The 14,453-nt window shown below is 36.3% G+C and carries 10 protein-coding genes; 6 read left to right on the top strand and 4 right to left on the bottom strand.

Annotation, left to right across the window (positions count from 1 at the left end; genetic code table 11):
* The first annotated feature begins 144 nt into the window (after positions 1-144).
* The 4 genes from IIF7_RS14580 (at position 145) to IIF7_RS14565 (ending at position 4,957) form a co-directional block, all read left to right on the top strand.
* Positions 145-2,262: a TonB-dependent receptor plug domain-containing protein gene (locus IIF7_RS14580; protein ID WP_084842434.1), complete on the top strand. Its 2,118-nt coding sequence runs from the start codon at positions 145-147 to the stop codon at positions 2,260-2,262.
* A 16-nt stretch (positions 2,263-2,278) separates the two neighbouring features.
* Positions 2,279-3,478: an HmuY family protein gene (locus IIF7_RS14575; protein ID WP_084842433.1), complete on the top strand. Its 1,200-nt coding sequence runs from the start codon at positions 2,279-2,281 to the stop codon at positions 3,476-3,478.
* Between the two features lie 120 nt (positions 3,479-3,598).
* A complete protein-coding gene (locus IIF7_RS14570; RefSeq protein ID WP_084842432.1) occupies positions 3,599-4,471 on the top strand; it encodes a ChaN family lipoprotein in 873 nt (290 codons plus the stop codon).
* A 90-nt stretch (positions 4,472-4,561) separates the two neighbouring features.
* Positions 4,562-4,957: a hypothetical protein gene (locus IIF7_RS14565; RefSeq protein WP_084842431.1), complete on the top strand. Its 396-nt coding sequence runs from the start codon at positions 4,562-4,564 to the stop codon at positions 4,955-4,957.
* A gap of 318 nt (positions 4,958-5,275) precedes the next feature.
* On the opposite strand, the gene IIF7_RS14555 is transcribed toward IIF7_RS14565, so the two are convergent.
* From IIF7_RS14555 to IIF7_RS14545, 3 genes are all read right to left on the bottom strand, one after another.
* On the bottom strand, positions 5,276-5,866 hold the full coding sequence (locus tag IIF7_RS14555; protein ID WP_084842429.1) for a thioredoxin family protein: 591 nt from the start codon (positions 5,864-5,866) through the stop codon (positions 5,276-5,278).
* Positions 5,867-5,877: 11 nt separating this feature from the next.
* Positions 5,878-9,486 carry a BamA/TamA family outer membrane protein gene (locus tag IIF7_RS14550; RefSeq protein WP_084842428.1) on the bottom strand — a complete coding sequence of 1,203 codons (3,609 nt, stop codon included), beginning with the start codon at positions 9,484-9,486 and terminating at the stop codon, positions 5,878-5,880.
* Between the two features lie 156 nt (positions 9,487-9,642).
* On the bottom strand, positions 9,643-10,092 hold the full coding sequence (locus tag IIF7_RS14545) for a nucleoside deaminase (RefSeq protein ID WP_084842427.1): 450 nt from the start codon (positions 10,090-10,092) through the stop codon (positions 9,643-9,645).
* 81 nt (positions 10,093-10,173) lie between these two features.
* On the opposite strand from IIF7_RS14545, the gene IIF7_RS14540 reads away from it, so the two are divergent.
* Together IIF7_RS14540 and IIF7_RS14535 are read left to right on the top strand one after the other, a co-directional pair.
* Positions 10,174-11,940: a 1-deoxy-D-xylulose-5-phosphate synthase gene (locus IIF7_RS14540; protein ID WP_084842426.1), complete on the top strand. Its 1,767-nt coding sequence runs from the start codon at positions 10,174-10,176 to the stop codon at positions 11,938-11,940.
* Between the two features lie 37 nt (positions 11,941-11,977).
* Positions 11,978-12,976: a DUF3078 domain-containing protein gene (locus IIF7_RS14535; RefSeq protein ID WP_245801647.1), complete on the top strand. Its 999-nt coding sequence runs from the start codon at positions 11,978-11,980 to the stop codon at positions 12,974-12,976.
* A gap of 88 nt (positions 12,977-13,064) precedes the next feature.
* Here the strand turns inward: IIF7_RS14535 and dgt are convergent, their stop codons facing one another.
* Positions 13,065-14,411 (bottom strand): dGTP triphosphohydrolase, encoded by a 1,347-nt coding sequence (gene dgt, locus IIF7_RS14530; protein ID WP_084842425.1) that lies wholly within the window; start codon positions 14,409-14,411, stop codon positions 13,065-13,067.
* Between the last annotated feature and the right edge of the window lie 42 nt (positions 14,412-14,453).

The raw sequence follows: 14,453 nt of genomic DNA, 5'->3' as shown, positions 1-14,453 counted from the left end.
AAAATTCATTTTGAAAGAAGTCCAATTTCAAATGTTAAATTTATTTTTATTTAGATTGGTTAAAAATAATATGAGTTTTTCTTTGGTTGTTTCAATTTCTGCATATAAGTTTGCGGTTAAATTTATTTAAACTAAATCTAAATAATGAGAATTGCAGCTTTTATTTATTTCAGCTTAATCTTTGGGAGCCTTTATGCACAAAAGGATTCGGTTAATATAAATGAGTTGGACGAAGTGCTTTTGTTTGGAAATGAACAGACTATAAATAGTATAAATAAAGAATTATTTAGCGTAAATACGATTAGCGCACAGCAGATCAATCAGGTTGGGGCGAATAACCTGGCAGACATTTTAAATCAGCAATTAAACATTAGCATTACGCCCAATGCTGCAGATGGTCGCTCTACCGTGAGCATGTTTGGTTTGTCTGGAGATTATGTGAAAATCCTTGTGGATAACGTGCCGCTGGTTAGCGATAATGGCTACGGAAATAATATTGATCTCACCCAAATTAATCTTGAAGATATTGCACGGATAGAAATTGCTGAAGGCGCTATGGGCGTACTTTATGGCGATAATGCTGTAGCCGGAGTTATAAATATTATCACCAAAAAATCTAGTGCTTCTAAATGGAATATCAGGGCAAGTGTACAGGAAGAAACGGTTGGTGAAGAATATAATTTTGAAGATGAAGGGAGGCATATCCAAAACTTAAATATTGCGCATAATATTTCAGATCACTGGTATGCGTCAGCTAATTTTTCAAGAAACGATTTTAACGGATTCAAAAATAATTACTTCGGAAGAGATTATTTCGGCATGTCTGGAAATAGTGTGGCTAATGACGGTAGGCGAGGTTATGAATGGAATCCAAAACTTCAGCACACTTTAAATGGAATGCTAAAATTCGCTAAAAACGACTTCAATTTTTTCTACAAATTCAACTATTATAATGAAACTCTGGATATTTACAATCACGCTATAAATACGCGAATCCAGGATGGAGAATACGATATTACTGCAAATGATGAGCAATTTGTAAGTAACCGGTTTAGGCACGAAGCTCAGGCTTTTGGGAATTTAAACCAGGTGCATTATAATCTATCACTTTCGTACCAAACTCAGGTTCGAGATTACGAAACCTACGTTTACGATCTTAGGCGACAACAAAAGAGAAGTACAACTTCAAAAATGACCAATCAAGAAAGTGATCTTTGGTTTTCTAAAGGGACTTTCGAAAATTTATTGTCAAAATCAGCCAATTTTAATCTTACAGCGGGTTACGAAATCACCTATCAGCAAGGTTATGATGCCGTAGCCAGCGGAGCATATTCAGATAACATTGCAGAACAGGATTTGGGGAATTATGATGTATTTTCTCAGCTTTCTTTTACTAAAAATAACTGGTCGATCTATCCGGGAGTCCGTTATAACCACAATTCTAATTACGACGGGAAACTTATCTGGTCTACCAGTGCTAATTACAAGCCGGCGAAGGATCTAAAACTTCAGGCGGTGGTAGGATCGGCTTATAAAACGCCAACTTTCACTAATTTATACTACTATTTTGTAGATGCCAATCATGATGTGCGCGGTAATCCAGATTTAAAGCCAGAAGACGGAATTTCGTACCTGATTTCTGCGGAAAAAACTTCAGTTTTAAACAACGAATTTCGGCTTCAGAATAACCTGAAATTCTTCCATTTTGATATTCAGGATAAAATAGATCTGGCGGTTGTGGGCGATAATTCGCAAATGGAATATCTAAATATCAGTGAATATAAAATTTTAGGTGTTTCTACTGAAAATAATTTCAGCTATAAAAATTTTCAAACCAATATTGGCCTAAGTTACACCGGGATTTCACAAAGCCTGGAAACCGAATTGTCTAATCCAGATGATTATTTATTCAGCTTAAATGCTACGGCTGCTTTGCGCTACTACTGGCCAAAAGCTGAAACTCGTTTCTCACTGCTGCTAAAATACAATGGCGAGTTGCAGCAATATTTTAGAGATAACGATACTAACGAATTTGTAAAGGGAACGCAGGAAGATTATTCGTTAATGGATGCCAGTATCAACAAATATTTCTTTAAGAAACGTTTTGAAGTTACACTGGGCGCCAGAAATCTATTTAATGTAGTTCGCGTAAACAATTCGGCTATTACCGCAACATCCGGTCACGAAGCACCATCAACTTCTTTGTTGTTTGGTTACGGCCGGTCTTATTTTTTAAAACTTTTATATAACCTAAATATTTAATTCTAATCAACACCAAATGAAAAAGAATCTTTTACTTCAATTATTTTGCCTCTCTTTTATTGTCTTTAGCTGTAGTAGCGATGATGATAACGGAGGAGGAATTATCGAAATCCCCGCTGTAGAAAGTGCAGTTTTAGATATCGAGTCTGGCGGCTCTACAGAACCTAACCAGGTATATATCGATCTAAGTACAGAAGAAACAACTGTAGTTCGTCGTGATAGCTGGGAACTTGGCTTTGTAAGTTCAGAGAATCGTGTGGTTTTAAACTCTTCGATTTTAGCTTCAGCGGCAAAACTAGAGGGGATTTACGACATCGATGCGGTTAGTGAGAGCACGGCTTTAGAATCTACAATGAATCTAAAATCTCTGAACATGGCAACTTTTCAACCAGTAGATGTAAGTGTAACAACAGTAGGAGAATTGCTTGTTGGTTTACCATTGGGTTACACTATGTACGGGGACGTAGAAAATAATATTTCTTTTACCGATGATAGTACAGGTGATTTAGATAAAACTGCCATAGGCGATATTCCAAATACTGAAGCCGAAGCTGAGGTGATCATTATCTCACTTGGTAGTGAAATCCCAGAAGATGCAGCAGAAGCAGGATCGATAAACACCACTGGAGATCATCGTGGTTTCTATAAGATCAAAGTTTTTATGGAAGACAGTGATTATGTTTTACAATACGCTCCCTTAAGTGAGGTTACACATACAGAAGTAGTGATCACTAAAGACGAAGCTTATGAATTTACTGCTTTTAGTTTAGAAAATGGAACCGAGGTTGATGTAGAACCAGCCAAAGAAAACTGGGATCTAAATTATACCAGCGTATATTCTTACTACGGAAGTATGGGCGGTATAAATGCGGGTTTAACATATTCAGATTATGTGTTGCATAATACTTTGAATGGCGTAGGAGTTTATATGGTACTTACTGAAGAGCCTGGCGAAGGCGAAGATGCTGCGCCTGTTGCTACCGGAGCACCATCGTACGACGAGTTTACATTAGAAGATGTAAACGAAAATGAATTCGAATATAACGATCGCGCCCTAATTGCAAGTGGATGGCGTTCTAGTAGTGAAGGAGCACTTTCAGACCGTTATTATATTGTAAGAGATACCGATGGTAATTTTTACAAATTACAATTTACTGCGTTGCTTAATGAACAAGGGGAACGCGGTTTTCCTCAGATCGTTTACGATCTTTTATAAGAAGTGTTATTTTAGTTAGTGCAATCCCTGCTTACAAAGGCAGGGATTTTTTCTCGATTAAAGCATTTGTTAAGCCTTGTAATGATGGAATTTAATTATCTTAAGCTTTAAATTTTTAGTATGAAAAGGATTTTTGTAACCTTATTCGTTTTAGTGGCAGCTTTTACAGTAAATGCGCAACAATTAAAAGCCTACGAAATTTATGATTCTGAAGGAAATTCGGTTTCATTTCAAAAAATGAGCGATAGTTTATCGAATTATGATGTGGTGCTTTTTGGAGAATTCCATGATCATCCTGTTGTGCATTGGCTTCAGAAAAAGCTTACTGAAAAATTATATGCTAAAAACACCAATTTGGTCTTAGGAGCCGAAATGTTTGAAGCCGATAATCAATTGATTTTAGATGAATATCTTCAAGGTAAAATTCCGCAGAGCCGTTTCGAAGAAGAAATGCGACTTTGGAATAATTATAAAACAGATTATAAACCTCTAATCGAATTCGCAAAAAGCAATAAACTACAATTTGTGGCAACCAATGTGCCAAGACGTTATGCATCTGCAGTGTCTAAAAAAGGCCTGGATTCTTTAAAAACTTATGCTGAAGAAGCTAAATCTTACTTCGCAAAACTTCCCATAAAAGTAGATACGATCACTCCCGGTTATGCTGAAATGCTAAAAATGATGAGCGGTCACGGTATGCAGGGCGATGCCATGAAATTTGTAGAAGCCCAGGCGATCAAAGACGCGACAATGGCTGAAAAGATCTTGGATTACCTTCCTGAAGATGGGATTTTTCTTCATTATAACGGCGATTATCATAGTAAAAGTTATGGCGGAATTTACTGGTATCTAAAAGAAATGAAACCCGATTTAAAGATCGCGGTTATTAGTGCAGAACAAAGCGACGACGAAGCTTTAGAATTTGTTCCAGAAAAAGCGAATACCGGTAATTTTATACTTTTTATTCCTGAGGATTTTACGCGCACCTACTAAAGGGGAAATTTCCCTTTTTGTATAAATAAGTTATCGATTTTTAGACTTTGGAGTTATTCTTGTTTTTGAAAAACTTCAAATGGTATTCCTATGAAATTTTTCAAACTACTTTCGATTTTAATTGTTTTCGGGTTTTCTATTATGGTGAGCGCTCAGGAAACAGATTCTTTAGCAATTTCACCTGAAGTTTCTAATCATAAAGCTATTCGAAAAGATTATCTAAGCATAGTCTATGGTCCGTATAGTTTTAAGTATAATATGGCCTATGTTTCTTTAAACGGAGAAGATTACCAGAAAATCAAACAAAAACGATCTAAGCTTTTTAATCATTATGATTTTAATGGATTAATAAAACTCATAAAAAAATATAATGTTGAAGGTTGGGAGCTTATTGGCGAAGAATTCAATTTTAAAGAAGAAAGTGGTGACTACCTATTTGTGATGATGGCAAGAGATAGTGAAGAACTAAAAACCGAGCAAAAATAAGGTAGCTCTAAAAGCTTAAAATAAAGTGAAATAACAAGCTGTTAACAATTTAAACGGCATTCAATTTATACTTTTGAATCAGCTGTTTGTCTTAAAGCTAAAAAGGAAAGAAATTAAAATGTATTTCTGGGCAATCATTCCTAAATCTGATTCCCCGGAAACAAATTCTGAAGAACTCAGTATTTGTAATTGATTTTAAGTGAGAGAGAGTGAGAAAAGGGCTGATCAACGCTTGTTGGCAGCCTTTTCTTTTTTCTAGAATTTCTAAAGCTTTAAAAAATGAGGGCTGAAATTGTACAATTTCAGCCCTCATTTTTTTTAGTATTTAAGATTGGTTAAAATCTCCAGAAATTCTTTTTGGGTAGTTTGTGTTTTGTCTTTGGTGTACCAGGTGTGTAATTCTTTTTCGAAAGCTTCAAAATCTCTACCGGCAGGGTTTTCTTTCCAGTCCATAACCAAATCTTGTGCAGTTTTTGGTCTTGGGCCCCAGGTAAATAATTCTACTCCTTCTTCAGAAAAAGCAATTAGTTTAGGTATCGATTTACTGCCGTTAGTATGATATTTCTCAATTAATTCAGGGTTTTCATCTCTAAGAATGACCCTTAAATCAATTTTGTTGCCAGCAGCAGCAATTTCACCAATCACTGGTAGGTTTTGGGCACTATCCCCACACCAGGCTTCAGTAATTACATACCACACCTGCGGTTTTTTAAGTGTGGTCACAAAATTCTCTAATTCAGGAATTAGTTTTGTCGTTTTATTTAGCCTTTTCATTCGGCTTAAATTAAGTTCGGTAAATTTTATAAGATTTTCGGTTTGTTTTTCTCCGGAAGTCTGTTTGTTTTTTACCAGCTGTACCGTCCATTCGTAAAATTCGATATAACTAAATACCGGTTTATTTACATTCATTTATTAATATTTTAGAAGTTAAATCCTAGCGAGAACATTACTCTGTTTCCATCTTCGCTATGATATAATCCTAAATTACCTGAAAGTGCATTAAACCCATTTATAAAAATAGAACCTCCAAAATCGTTGTGCCAAACATCTGAGTTGTCGTTGTCTTCCCAAACGCGACCATAATCAAAACCTAAAGTAATTCCCATTCTTACCGGGATAAAATTAGTCCTGAATTTAGCAAGTCCTACTCTTAAATCTGTACTCTGGTAAAATGATGTTTTACCATTAAATCTTTCGTTTCTATACCCTCTTAAACTATGATTACCACCTAAGGTTGCTGCATGATAAAATTCGTAGTTATCACCAAAAATCATCTGGCTCCCAATCTTAGTTGCAATCACTGCCAGCCCACTTTCATGTAACGGATAATCTATAGATAAAGATGGTTTCAAATATACGAATTCGTTGTTGAATTCGTCGATATTTGTCTTATAACCTGTAGCTAAATCGAACTGAAATCCTCTTCTTGGAAATGCCAGCTCGTTCCCTTTATTTTTATACTGAAATGAAAGCTCCCCACCGGCGTAAACCTGACTTTCAAAAACATCATTTTCAGGGTTGAAAAATTCGCCTGTAGCTTCATTCATTTTATAATCTACTTCGTGAGATTCTAGCATTGGTTTAATGGCGAAGTTTATTCCGCTTCCATTTCTATAGATTAACGAAGGAGCTATGTTCCACTGTGCAATTCCTACTCGGTTATAATCTCTATCTACTGCATCGTCATCGTAACTGGTTTCATTTCCGTAGCCAAAAAAGTTGATCGCATAATTAGGACTTGTAAATCCAGCTTCGATCCCAAAGTTCCAGTTATGGAAAATATGAGCAAATTCTCCTGCGTAAGTGAATTCAAATCCATTAGTAGCTGAAAAATATGCAGCGCCAAATTCATGCTGAGTTTGGAATGGATTATTGGCTAATCCATAAGTTGTATAAGTGTCTGAAACTCCAACTTTAAAGCCGGCATCCGGATCCCAGCCAATTGCCGGGAATACGGTATTTGTGCTGTATTTTCTTTTGTCTGGATCGTAATTATTAATGTCATAATCGTCTACCAGCCATTTGCTGCTACTGCCTTTAACAGTATTCTTCTTGTTTTTATAATCGTAAAGCTTGGCGTTGCGGTTATTTTCAAAATCGTAGCTGTCGTTATTTTCTCCACCTATAACTTTAAGTTTAATTGGATGGTCACCATCACCTTCAATTTTAAAATCGTCCTTACCATCTAAACCGTAAATCCAGATTTCTTTAGTTAATTTTTTATCGTAGGTGTGTTCGTAAACAATTTCATCTTCAGATTCTATAGAAATGGTAGTTTTTCCATCAGGCTTTCTGGTGATTAGGAATTTGTCATCTTCTTCTGTTCCGGTAATTACCTGAAAACGGTTTAAATACTCGTAATAGGCACGAGCAGGTTCTAAAAGATTATCACGGCGTTCTTTCATTGCTTTTTTGATATCTTCTATAGATTGATCCTGAACTTCTTCTGGTAAGACTTTAAAAGAATCTTCGATTACCTGATCTGTAAGCTGATTTTGGATAAATTCAACCTGCTTTTTCCAATCTTCCCAGCTAAGATCTTTAATAAATGCCTGGTCTAAAGCATAGCCATCAAAATTTAGCCACTTAACGTTTTTAACGCCTTTTTCATAATCCTGCATTTTTCTGAAATCGGTAATCGCCAGGCGCAGTAATTTAATGATTATTCCATCGTATCTTGGAAATGCCTGGTCGCGATCTCTTCGTATCGGCTCATAAAGTTTTGTATCGTCTTCCTGCTCAAATTCAGAAAAACGCCATTGATCGAAGTGACGATCCCAGTCTCCAATAAGCATATCTACCATACGCGCTTTAACCCAGGAAGCCTGGTTAATTTGATATTCTTTAGAGTCGCGCATATCCAGTAAAAGATCTGTAGTAGATACAATATCATCTGGACTTCCAAATTTAGGATTGTCTTTATTCTCGTCCCCGGCGTGAACTTCCATCATATAAAGTTTATCACCATAATCTTCGTTAAAGATATCCAGGTTTTTTTGCTTTGGCAGATAGTAGATTTCTGGCTCTGCATTATAAATATTAAGCGTGTCTAAGATAGGATTTAAGGCAAAAGGAGCATAAGGATGTGCCGTGGTATAAAAATCCTGCACAATTCTTTCTGCCACGGTGTTTTGCATATAATCCTCTACATAATGGTTTTTAATGGCAGATTGTATAAATCTAACGGCACTTTTTCTAAGTTCCCTTAATGTAAATTCATGATCATTATCATCCTTTATTCTTACCGATCTTGATTGGTGCCCACCACCTTCAGAAATCGCAACGGGATTACCTGGTAGTTTGCTAAGATCTAAAACAGGAGCTTCTATTTCTTTGCTATAAACATCACGATAATGGGTACCCCAGAAGAAATTGTATAAACCGGTTTTAGAGGTTTCTTCTTCAGTATAAATAGAGGCTTTTTTGGTAGATGACCAGTCACTTATATCGTGATAAGAAACTTCGTCCATCGTTGTTTGCTGTCTTTTGATGATTTTACTGAATAATTTTTCAGGAGTTCCATTTTCAACTGAATAAAATTCAACTTCAGAGCTGTTATCGTCGTAAACAGTAAGTCTGGCAAAACCATGATCGCTTGAGGCAAATTGGCCATCATCTTCATCTGCTCTTGCTTTTCTGGTTTTTTTTCCGGCAGTACCACTAATAATTTGAGGAATTCCGTCGTCTGCTAAATACTGCAAATTCTCGTCACTTGCAGAAACAAAAATCACATCTGGGAACATACTCGCCAGTGTTTCTAAAGTCCCTCTTAATTGTTCTCGCTGCTGGCTGTGGTAATCTTCTTTTTTAAATCCGCCTGTTTTTTCAAAAAATCCCTGTCTTGTATTGCTTAAAACCGGGTGATGTATTGCTACAATTACCGTTTTGTTTTGTTCGTCTTTAAGATCATCTTTAAACTTGGTAAAAAAATCGGCGCGTGTTTTTAATTCGCACTTATTATTAATGTATAAATGATCGTCCCAATCTTCTAAAAACCATTGAGAATCTACCATTAATAATTCAATATTTTCAGTATCTAAATCTTCAAGTTCTCTTACACAACCATCGTTTGGCCAAAATTCAGCTTTACTATTGTCTTGTATAAAAGACTCCATATCATCGATATTTTCATGGCCGTTTTTGTTCCATTCGTTTTTACCCGGAGTATAAATTACACGCCCGTTAAAATTTTCCATGGGCTCCATAAGGTTTTTACGAAGCAATTCTTCAGCTTTTTCCCTGTCTTTTTTCTTTGGAGGAAAACCATTTTTTGCTGTGATATTACCAATTGCAACAAATGTCGCTTTCTCATCTTGTTGCGACATTTTATTTATTGCTGAAAGTACCTCCTGAGTATAACTGGATTCGTCTACCCCCGTATTTCCTGTAAAATAAAAAGTTTGAGACACTTTTCTGCCAGGTTGTTGAGCGTAAGAATAGGTGCTGCTAATTGCTAAGATTAGGCAAAAAGCGAAGTAAATTTTATTAAAACTGAAAGAGGTTTGCTGAAGTATAAATCTATTCACCATGTATATTCTATTAGTTTTTTGAAAAGTCGAAATTGCGCTTGGGCGATGTGAAATTTCAAAAAAAATCAGAGATGGGAATAAATTTTAACTATCTATAACACTTTTGATTCCGGAAGCCTAAAAATTTTCATAAAAACCAATAAGCCCGGGAATAGCCTAGTTAAGGTTGCGTTTTTCTATAAAAAAGCGCTTAAGAAGTTGGCCGCATTCCTGTTCCATAATGCCATTGGTAACTTCTGTTTTTGGGTGCAGTTGTACGCCAAATTTTTGGTAACCGCGATGCTCATCTTTTGCTCCAAAAACCAATCTAGAAAGCTGACTCCAATACAGCGCGCCGGCACACATCTGGCAAGGTTCTAAAGTAACATACATCGTGCAGTTCCTTAAGTATTTTCCTCCTAAAAATCCAGCTGCAGCTGTAATCGCCTGCATTTCGGCATGAGCGGTAACATCGTTTAAAGTTTCAGTAAGATTGTGGCCACGGGCGATAATTCGATTTTTAATAACTACCACTACACCTACAGGAATCTCGCCTTTTTCAAAAGCAATTTCGGCTTCTTCATAAGCCTTTTTCATAAAATAAGTATCATCGTATGGTGTAAGCACGCTTTAATTTTTCAGCAAGATAAAAAAGGAAGTACTAATTATTCAAATTAGTTTCAGGATAAAGCTAAATTTGTCAAGATTATGGAGTATCAGATTTTAAATAAAATAGAAAAGCCTGAAGATTTAAGGGACTTGTCTTTCCAGGAATTACAACTACTGGCAAAAGAATTGCGCCATTACATTATTCAGGTTGTAGCGGTAAAAGAAGGTCATTTAGGTGCGAGTCTTGGCGTTGTAGAATTAACCATTGCACTGCATTTTATTTTTGATACTCCACAAGATTTATTGGTTTGGGATGTTGGTCATCAGGCGTATGGACACAAGATATTAACCGGTCGTAGAAATAATTTTCATACGAACAGGCAGTTAGGAGGCATAAGCGGATTCCCAAAAAGAGAAGAAAGTGTTTATGATACTTTTGGGGTTGGGCATTCTTCAACTTCTATTTCTGCAGCGCTGGGAATGGCTTTGGCTTCTAGGTTAAACGGAAATTTAGAAAAACACCATATCGCTGTTATTGGTGATGCATCTATTGCAAGCGGGATGGCTTTTGAAGGTTTAAATCATGCCGGAGTAACAAATGCTAATTTGCTGGTGATCTTAAATGATAATGCAATAGGGATCGATCCTAGTGTTGGTGCTTTAAAAGAATATCTTACCAAAGCTAAAGTTGGATATAAACCTAAGGAGAGCAATATCATCGAGGCTCTTAATTTTAATTATTTTGGGCCGGTAGATGGGCATGATCTAGAAGCTTTATTATCGATTCTAAAAGAACTACAGCAAATTAAAGGACCTAAATTTCTTCATGTTATTACCAAAAAAGGGAAAGGTTTAAAGAAAGCTGAAGAAGACCAGGTGAAATATCATGCGCCGGGGAAATTTCAGCCAGAAACAGGGGAATTATTGCCACGAAATTCTGAAGGCTTACCGCTAAAATATCAGGATGTTTTTGGACTTACTTTGGTTGAATTAGCGAAAGAAAATAAAAAGATTATAGGGATTACTCCCGCAATGCCTACCGGAAGTTCCCTAAAATATATGATGAAAGCTTTTCCTGAAAGAGCTTTTGATGTTGGAATTGCCGAACAGCATGCTGTGACCTTAGCTGCCGGGATGGCTACGCAGGGCGCAGTTGTTTTTTGTAATATTTATTCTACTTTTTTACAGCGAGCTTACGACCAGGTAATTCACGATGTTGCTTTGCAGGATTTACCGGTTGTTTTTTGTTTGGATAGGGCTGGTTTGGTAGGTGAAGATGGCGCTACACATCATGGATTGTTCGATTTGGCTTATTTAAGGGCTATCCCGAATATGATTATTGCGGCACCGGCAAACGAAATTGAGTTAAGGCAGCTTTTGTACACTGCTCAATTAGGTTTAACACATCCAATGGCAATACGCTATCCAAGAGGTAGAGGAATAACTAATAATTGGCAGGTTCCTTTTCAAGCGATAGAAATAGGTAAAGCTGTTTGTGAAAAAGAAGGTGAAAACCTTGCAATCTTAGCTTTAGGATCGATTATAAAAAATGCGAAACTGGCTTTAGAGGAAATAGAAAACGAGGTGGGATTGTACAATATGAGGTTTGCTAAACCTTTAGATGAAACTATGTTGCATAATGTTTTTAGTAAATATAAAAGTATTATCACTTTAGAAGATGGTATTGTAAGTGGTGGTTTTGGAAGTGCGGTGTTAGAATTTGCAGCGGCCCATAATTACACTTGTAAAATAAAGTGTTTGGGAGTTCCAGATTCTTTTATAGAGCACGGAAAAATTGACGAATTACAAGAAATTGCCAGAATCGACGTTAAAAGTATTGTCCGCCAGGTGAAATATTTATTATAAATTTTAATTTTGCGAATCCGAATAATCTAAATAACCAATGAAAGTGCGATTAACCATTAGTTTAATTTGTATTTCATGCTATCTGGGTATTTCTTCTTTATCGATGTGTGCACAAAATCAAACGGCGCAAGACACCACACAGTCGCCGCAAGATTCTGCAGAGGTTGAGCCTGTAGTGATATACTGGTCTGAAAAAAATTCAGTTGGAGTGAATTTAAGTGAAGTAGCCTTTGTAAACTGGAATGCCGGTGGAAACAATTCCATTTCAGCATTATTCCACGGGCAATTCGAAAGAAACTATAAGAAAAAGCTTACCAGCTGGAAAAATTACCTGTCCTTAAGATATGGCCTAAACTCTCAGGAAGGTCAGGAAGTACGAAAAACCGACGATCAAATTCAGTTTAAAACTACTTTTGGATATCGTACAGATTCGGTCTCTAACTGGTATTATTCTGGGAATATCGATTTTAGAACGCAGTTTGCTAATGGATATCGATATCCTAATACCGAGACAGCAATTTCTAAATTCATGGCTCCGGGTTATCTCTTAATTGGTGTGGGTACACAATATTCACATCCAGACGAGAATTTTAACGCCTATATCTCTCCGGTAACCGAGAAATCTACTTTTGTACTCGATCAGCGTTTGGCAAACGAAGGTTCTTTTGGGGTAGATCCTGCCGAGTATGATGAGCTTGGCAATTTAATTAGAGAGGGTAGGAAAGTACGATCTGAGTTTGGATTTTTAATTACCAGTGATTTTAAAAAGCAGGTGTTTCCTAACGTAAATATGAATACCCAGATTAGTTTATATTCAGATTATTTAAAAGACTTTGGGAATATTGATGTCGACTGGCAACTGGCTTTTGATATGAAGGTAAACGATTTTATAAAAGCTAATATTGGTTCTCATTTGCTATACGATAATGATACTAAGTATAGGGAAGATATCGACGATGATGGCGAACTGGAAACTTTGGGCGCACGTGTACAATGGAAACAGCTTTTAGGAATTGGTTTTACTTATGTTTTTTAAGCTGAAATCCCTTAACGAGGATTTTTAGTTAGCAGATATATCGATTCATCATTGGTGGCCTTAACCCAAGATTATTTTTTCTGAAAAATTAAAAACCTGAGCCCTGGTATCTTTTGAAAGAAGAAACCGTAAACCCATCGGTTAATGATGCGGTATATGAACAAACCTGAATTAATTTTTGGTACACCGAAGTTTCAGCTTGCAGGTGTTTTAATTTTGGAACAGATTTTAAGACCAGATCATTAAAATTAGAGTCTAAATCTTCACGTTCTGGTAAAAATGCTTTGGTGTAGGTATCTAGTAAAGTTTCGAGCATTTTATACCCGGCAATTTCTTTATTGATCACCTCTTCGCTTTGGTAGATCTTTTCTACGCTAATTTTGATTATATCTTTGATCTGCGCTTCGTATTTGCTTTTATCAAAAAGTGCCTGATGGAATTCTCCTGCAAGAATAGCTTCTTCGTTGGCTAAGAATATTTCGGCAGCTTCGCGAATTAAAGTGTTTATTGCTAATGATCTTAAGTAGCTTAAACGATCTGCGGTGCTTTGAAGTGAATTATATTTTGGTGTAGAAATGGTATCTTTTACCAGTTTTATTAAATATTCTAAAGCATAATCTTCATCGATTAAACCAAGATTTATCCCATCTTCAAAATCGATGATAGTGTAACAAATATCATCTGCAGCTTCTACGAGAAAAGCTAGAGGATGTCTGGAAAAGCTAATATCTCCATCTTTACCGGTTTTAGATAATCCCAGTTCTTGCGCAACATCAAGCATGGTTTCTTTTTCACTTTGAAAGAAACCAAATTTCTTATCGGCAATATTTTTTGTGGGTTTGTGAGGTAAAGATTCTTTAGGATATTTCATAAAAGCGCCTAAAGTTGCGTAGCTTATTCTTAAGCCGCCCGGCGTACCAGGTCGATCTTCGGTAAGAATTTTAAATCCGTTTGCGTTACCTTCAAATTTTACCAGATCCTGATATTCCTTATCGCTAATTTGTGATTTGAATCTTTTACCGTTTCCATTTAAGAAATATTCACCTATTGCTTTTTCTCCGGAATGTCCAAAAGGAGGATTTCCTATATCATGTGCTAAAGCAGCCGCGGCAACAATGGCTCCGAAATCGTTCATTTGGTAACCGTGAATGTTGCTAAGATGTGGATGCTTTTCTAAAACCTTTTTTCCGGTTAATCTTCCTAAAGAACGGCCCACAACAGAAACTTCTAAACTATGGGTTAAACGCGTATGTACAAAATCTGTTTTAGAAAGCGGGATTACCTGGGTTTTATCCTGTAAACTTCTAAAGGCTGAAGAAAAAATGATACGATCGTAATCTACTTCGAAACCTAAACGGGTTTCGTCTTGTTCTTTACGTAATCTTTTATTGGTATCTCCAGATCGTTTTAGTGATAATAGTTGTTCCCAGTTCATGATTTTAGTTTTGCGTTAGGGATAGAGCGTTTTGTTTGAACT

It is taken from the genome of Zunongwangia atlantica 22II14-10F7 (genome assembly GCF_002094855.1).
Taxonomy (GTDB): domain Bacteria; phylum Bacteroidota; class Bacteroidia; order Flavobacteriales; family Flavobacteriaceae; genus Zunongwangia; species Zunongwangia atlantica.
This window is presented reverse-complemented; position numbering and strand designations above follow the sequence as displayed.

What these genes read in the sequence shown, in the direction of transcription:
- IIF7_RS14555 (WP_084842429.1), bottom strand. Translation starts at nt 5,866, where the DNA reads ATGAATGTAAATAAACCGGTATTTAGTTATATCGAATTTTACGAATGG.
- IIF7_RS14540 (WP_084842426.1), top strand. Translation starts at nt 10,174, where the DNA reads ATGGAGTATCAGATTTTAAATAAAATAGAAAAGCCTGAAGATTTAAGG.
- IIF7_RS14575 (WP_084842433.1), top strand. Translation starts at nt 2,279, where the DNA reads ATGAAAAAGAATCTTTTACTTCAATTATTTTGCCTCTCTTTTATTGTC.
- IIF7_RS14550 (WP_084842428.1), bottom strand. Translation starts at nt 9,486, where the DNA reads ATGGTGAATAGATTTATACTTCAGCAAACCTCTTTCAGTTTTAATAAA.
- IIF7_RS14535 (WP_245801647.1), top strand. Translation starts at nt 11,978, where the DNA reads ATGAAAGTGCGATTAACCATTAGTTTAATTTGTATTTCATGCTATCTG.
- dgt (WP_084842425.1), bottom strand. Translation starts at nt 14,411, where the DNA reads ATGAACTGGGAACAACTATTATCACTAAAACGATCTGGAGATACCAAT.
- IIF7_RS14580 (WP_084842434.1), top strand. Translation starts at nt 145, where the DNA reads ATGAGAATTGCAGCTTTTATTTATTTCAGCTTAATCTTTGGGAGCCTT.
- IIF7_RS14570 (WP_084842432.1), top strand. Translation starts at nt 3,599, where the DNA reads ATGAAAAGGATTTTTGTAACCTTATTCGTTTTAGTGGCAGCTTTTACA.
- IIF7_RS14565 (WP_084842431.1), top strand. Translation starts at nt 4,562, where the DNA reads ATGAAATTTTTCAAACTACTTTCGATTTTAATTGTTTTCGGGTTTTCT.